The organism is Algibacter sp., from assembly GCF_049667265.1.
Lineage (GTDB): Bacteria > Bacteroidota > Bacteroidia > Flavobacteriales > Flavobacteriaceae > Algibacter_B.
Genome location: NZ_JBATHX010000001.1, coordinates 1 through 5,278, shown reverse-complemented (window position 1 = coordinate 5,278; position 5,278 = coordinate 1). Strand labels below are relative to the sequence as shown.

At 33.2% G+C, this 5,278-nt stretch carries 5 protein-coding genes; 4 read left to right on the top strand and 1 reads right to left on the bottom strand.

Translation table 11 applies throughout. The features are described from left to right. Positions 1–977, bottom strand: a 977-nt coding sequence (locus tag WBN21_RS00025; RefSeq protein ID WP_424197271.1) for a rhodanese-related sulfurtransferase, incomplete at its 3' end; no start/stop codon positions are given. Positions 978–1,403: 426 nt separating this feature from the next. Here WBN21_RS00025 and recA point away from each other — a divergent pair. The 4 genes from recA to WBN21_RS00005 all read left to right on the top strand — a co-directional run bounded on the left by recA (position 1,404) and on the right by WBN21_RS00005 (position 5,066). Beyond that, on the top strand, positions 1,404–2,411 hold the full coding sequence (gene recA / locus WBN21_RS00020) for a recombinase RecA (RefSeq protein WP_424197270.1): 1,008 nt from the start codon (positions 1,404–1,406) through the stop codon (positions 2,409–2,411). A 133-nt stretch (positions 2,412–2,544) separates the two neighbouring features. Beyond that, positions 2,545–2,958: a hypothetical protein gene (locus WBN21_RS00015; protein ID WP_424197269.1), complete on the top strand. Its 414-nt coding sequence runs from the start codon at positions 2,545–2,547 to the stop codon at positions 2,956–2,958. 23 nt (positions 2,959–2,981) lie between these two features. Next, positions 2,982–3,524 carry an RNA polymerase sigma factor gene (locus WBN21_RS00010; protein WP_424197272.1) on the top strand — a complete coding sequence of 181 codons (543 nt, stop codon included), beginning with the start codon at positions 2,982–2,984 and terminating at the stop codon, positions 3,522–3,524. Continuing rightward, positions 3,525–5,066, top strand: coding sequence for a hypothetical protein (locus tag WBN21_RS00005; protein ID WP_424197268.1), 1,542 nt, complete (start codon positions 3,525–3,527; stop codon positions 5,064–5,066). It abuts the gene before it with no gap. Positions 5,067–5,278: the final 212 nt, after the last annotated feature.

Genomic DNA, 5,278 nt, shown 5'->3' with positions numbered 1-5,278 from the left:
TTTCCTTGTCCTTTTCTTAGTGCTTTCTGTTCTTCAAAAGGTAAAGCATGAATCTCTTTACAATTAGTAGAACAACAATGGTTCATTTCTTCTTTACACTTGTCACATTGTATAAATAGTAAATGGCAAGCATCATTAGCACAATTACTATGCGTATCAAAAGGCTCGCCACATTGGTGACATTGCGCAATCACATCGGCACTAATACGTTCGGCACGTCTTTCATCAAACACAAAATTTTGTCCCATAAACTTATTTTCTAAGTCTTGGTCCTTAACTTGTCGTGTATATTCAATAATACCACCTTCCAACTGAAAGACATTTTTAAACCCTTTATGTTTAAAATACGCACTCGCTTTTTCACAACGGATGCCGCCTGTACAATACATCACTAAATTTTTGTCTTCTTTGTGATCTTTTAAATCGTCTTCAATAATATCTAACGACTCTCTAAAGGTATCCACATCCGGCGTTACCGCATTTTTAAAATGCCCAATTTCGCTTTCGTAATGGTTTCGCATATCCACCAAAACGGTTTTTTCATCTTCAATTAGCGTATTAAAAGTTTCAGCGTCAACATGTACACCTTTATTTCTAACATCAAATGTATCATCATTTAAACCATCGGCCACAATTTTGTTTCGCACCTTTACTTTCAATTTTAAAAACGACATATTATCTTGCTCTACAGCAATGTTTAATCGGATGTCTTTCAGAAAATCAATGGTGTCCAAATGTGCTTTAAAAGCATTAAAACAATCTGCCGGTAACGACAATTGACCATTAATCCCTTCCTTGGCAACATAAGTACGTCCTAAAACGTCCAGTTTATTCCAAGCAATAAACAATTGATCTCTAAATTCTTGAGGATTTGTAATTTTAGCGTACTGATAAAAAGAAAGCGTTAATCGATCCTTACCGGCTTTTTCGATTAATTCAGCTCTTTCTTTTGCGCTTAAGGTATTGTACAGTTGCATGCTATACTAATTTTTAAGGTTAAAGAATATTTTAAAGTGCAAAGGTACAATTTCTAAATAATTACGCGAATTGAAGGATTAAAAATTTGGGCGCTACCTAGGGGTCGGGCTATCCGTTGCAAGTCCTCGCACCTCCTATGGTCGGACTGTGGGCTTTCCACTACTATCCCTAGCGCAACTATCTGCCAAATTTTAGTAAGAAAAGTAGCTCGGTTTCGTCTATAAAAAAAGCACCTAAATATACATTTAGATGCTTTAATTGAGTTTAGAGTTAGTCAATATATCAAAACTCATTGGCAAATTTGATAGCAAATTTTTTCCTCTTTATAAACTAGATGCAGAATGTTGAAAAAGGTTGCGTCATAAAATTGTATTGTGAAAAAAGTTGTAGTACTTTAGCATACAATTTTCAGAAAAAACAAAGAAATGAGCAGCGAAAAAGAAAAAGAAGCAAAATTAAAAGCACTAAAACTTACTTTAGATAAATTAGATAAAGCCTACGGAAAAGGCACCGTAATGAAAATGAGCGATTCTGCAATTGTAGATGTAGAAGCTATCCCTTCAGGTTCATTAGGTTTAGATATTGCTTTAGGCGTTGGTGGTTATCCACGCGGACGTGTAATTGAAATATATGGCCCAGAATCTTCTGGTAAAACAACCTTAACATTACACGCTATTGCCGAAGCTCAAAAAGCTGGAGGTATTGCTGCATTTATTGATGCAGAACATGCTTTCGATCGTTTTTATGCCGAAAAATTAGGTGTAGATATTGATAATTTAATTATTTCTCAACCTGATAATGGTGAGCAAGCTTTAGAAATTACCGATAACTTAATCCGTTCAGGAGCTATTGATATTGTTGTAATCGATTCTGTTGCTGCCTTAACTCCAAAAAGTGAAATTGAAGGCGAAATGGGAGACTCTAAAATGGGACTTCATGCACGTTTAATGTCTCAAGCATTAAGAAAATTAACAGCGTCTATTAGCAAAACCAATTGTACCGTAATTTTCATTAACCAATTACGTGAAAAAATTGGTGTTATGTTCGGAAACCCAGAAACTACAACTGGTGGTAACGCCTTAAAATTCTATGCTTCTGTAAGATTAGATATAAGACGTTCTACTCAAATAAAAGATACCGATGGAGCAGTACAGGGTAATAAAACCCGTGTAAAAGTGGTTAAAAACAAAGTGGCTCCACCGTTTAGATTAGCTGAGTTCGATATTATGTACGGACAAGGCATTTCTAAAGTTGGAGAAATTTTAGACTTAGCCGTAGAACATGAAATTGTAAAGAAAAGCGGCTCATGGTTTAGTTACGACGAAACTAAACTTGGCCAAGGTCGAGATGCTGTTAAAGCATTAATAAAAGACAATCCTGAACTTATGGATGAGCTTGAAGCGAAAGTTAGAAAAGCAGTAAAAGAACAATAAAACTCGTTTTACTTGCTAATTATAAAATTTAAAATCCCGTTTATTCGGGATTTTTTAGTTTTCTACGCAACCATTTTAATTGTTTTGCATCTATATAATGCAAACATGTATTTAACCCCAAATTAATTCTGCCATGAAAAAACTACTAGTACTTTGTTTAACGCTTATATTTTGTGCATCTTGTAGTATAGATGATGATAACACAAGTTATAGTTTTGAAATTTTACCTGTTGAGAGTGTAGATATCCCTGACGAATTTATGATGGGTGAAGTTTACCCAATAACAGTATCGTATTTTAAACCATCAACTTGTCATGCGTTTAAAGAATTTTATTATTTAAAAGAAAATAATGAAAGAACTGTAGCACCAATAACCTATGTTTTTGATGCCAACAATTGTGAAGCAACTGAAGATAACTTGGTAGAAGCAACCTTTAACTTTCAAGTAACCAGTAATGGTTCTTATATTTTTAAGTTTTGGCAAGGCGAGGGAGCTGGCGGTGAAAGTCAATATTTAATCATTGAAGTTCCTGTGGTAGAAGAGTAACTATTAATTAATACATGTTTAAATTGAGTTTAAAACAACTCATAGAAAATTGTAAGATTGATGATACTAAAGCACAAGGCGAATTATACAAACTCTTTTCGGGTAAATTATTCGCTATCAGCTTAAAGTATTCGCGAAACTATGCCGAAGCTGAAGATAATTTGCAAGACGCATTTTTAACCATTTTTAAAAAAATTGAACAGTATAAAAACAAAGGCTCTTTTGAAGGTTGGATTAAACGAATTACGGTAAATACCGTATTACAACGTTACCGAAACGAAAAAGTTTTTGATATAATAAATGAAAATACCATTGAGGATGTTGAATTGGAAATTGAAGAGGACGAAGTTTCCATCGATTATCTTTTAAAAATCATCCAGGAATTACCAGATAGATACCGATTGGTTTTTAACTTATATGTACTTGATGGCTATTCGCATAAAGAAATTGCAAGCATGCTAGAAATAAACATAGGAACTTCAAAATCGAACTTAGCAAGAGCTAGGCAAATTTTGAAACAGACTATAATAGATTATAAAACAACACAACGTACTCAGTCAATATAAATGAGCGATAAGAAACATATAGATAGATTATTCCAGGAAGGTTTCAAACATTTTGAAGCCACGCCTAGCGATGCTGTTTGGGAAAATATAGAGGCCAAACTCAACGAGAAAAATAAGAAGCGACGCGTTATTCCAATTTGGTGGCGTTATGCAGGTGTAGCAGCTTTACTTTTACTGCTTTTAACGGTTGGTGGTATTTATTTAAATAACGCAGATGAAGATTCAAATAATCAAGTTGTAGATACTGAAAACAAAGCTTCAGAAGAATTAAATACTGATAATAATAATTCGTTTAATAAACAGGATAAAACAAATATTGTCGTTTCAAGTGATGATGCTAATAATTCAAATAAAGCTTCAGATAATCCGTCTGATAACGTAGTAAATAAACTAAGTTCACCTAAAGAAACTTCCATAGTTGAAACTTCGGCTTCAAAAAATCAAAATGAAAGTAAAACGAATTTTATTTCTTCTGATAAAATAAATATCAAGAAAAAATCCAATACTTTAAGTAATCAAGCTGTTGCTAACATAGGTTCCAAAGTAAAGAAAAATGCGCAACAACTACTAGAAAATCAAGTGATTGTCGCCAATACTTCAGAAGAAAAAAATACTATTGTTAACCCTGAAAATGGCACACCAATAGTAAACAAAGAAAAAGCAAAAAACCTTATTGATAATGCTTCAAAAGATAATAAAGCTGTTGCCATCTCAAACGACAAAAAGATTGAAGACATTAATGAAAATAAAGAAGAAAACAAACGCACTATTGAGGACGCTTTAGAAAACGCTAAAGATGTTATTGAAGATGAAAACAGCAAATTAAATAACAGATGGAGTGTTGCACCAAATGCGGCACCTGTATATTTTAATACGTTAGGCGAAGGTTCTTCCATTGACCCTCAATTTAATAGTAACTCAAAATCTGGAGAGGTTAATATGAGTTATGGTATTGCCGCAAGTTATGCGGTAAATAAAAAATTAAGTATCCGTTCTGGTATTAATCGGGTAAATTTAGGTTATAACACGAATGATGTTTTGGTATTTCAATCTGCCGGATTAAGTGCTAGCAGTAGTGCTTTACAAAATGTTAAATCTAGTACTAGTAATGCTGATAGGGTTTCAGCGCTTAGTTCAGAATCTTTAACCACAACCTCATCAGAATCGTTCGCGCCTTCAAACGGATCTATAAATCAAGCTTTGGGTTATATTGAAATTCCATTAGAAATTCAATATATGCTTTCTGACAAAAAATTAGGTGTCAATTTAATTGGTGGTTTTAGTTCCTTCTTTTTAAATAATAATGAAATTTTTTCAGAAGAAGATAACGGTACAAGAACCTTTCTTGGTGAAGCCAGCAACATTAATAATATAAGTTATAGTGCCAATTTCGGATTTGGTTTAAACTATAAAATTACGAAATCTTTCGATTTGAGTTTAGAGCCAATCTTTAAATATCAATTCAACACATTTAACAATACTTCTGGGAATTTTTCACCATTTTTTATTGGTGTTTATACCGGATTCGCTATTAAATTCTAGGTTTTTGGTTAGATCTGGATATGCATTTCCAATTAAGCTCGGGAATACATATCGAAAAGAAACTGCTCGTCCCCTCGAGCAGTTTTTTTATTAGTGAAACTCTGTTTTTAAAAGCTTGAAAAGCGTATTCAAAATAGTTAGTTAAACTAATCCCGCTTTTGCAGCGGGATTTTATAGTATTGCCCTTTACAAATTAAATAGCTTTGAAACCA

Excerpts from the sequence above, each read along its gene's own strand:
- recA (WP_424197270.1), top strand. The coding sequence starts at position 1,404 with ATGAGCAGCGAAAAAGAAAAAGAAGCAAAATTAAAAGCACTAAAACTT.
- WBN21_RS00015 (WP_424197269.1), top strand. The coding sequence starts at position 2,545 with ATGAAAAAACTACTAGTACTTTGTTTAACGCTTATATTTTGTGCATCT.
- WBN21_RS00005 (WP_424197268.1), top strand. The coding sequence starts at position 3,525 with ATGAGCGATAAGAAACATATAGATAGATTATTCCAGGAAGGTTTCAAA.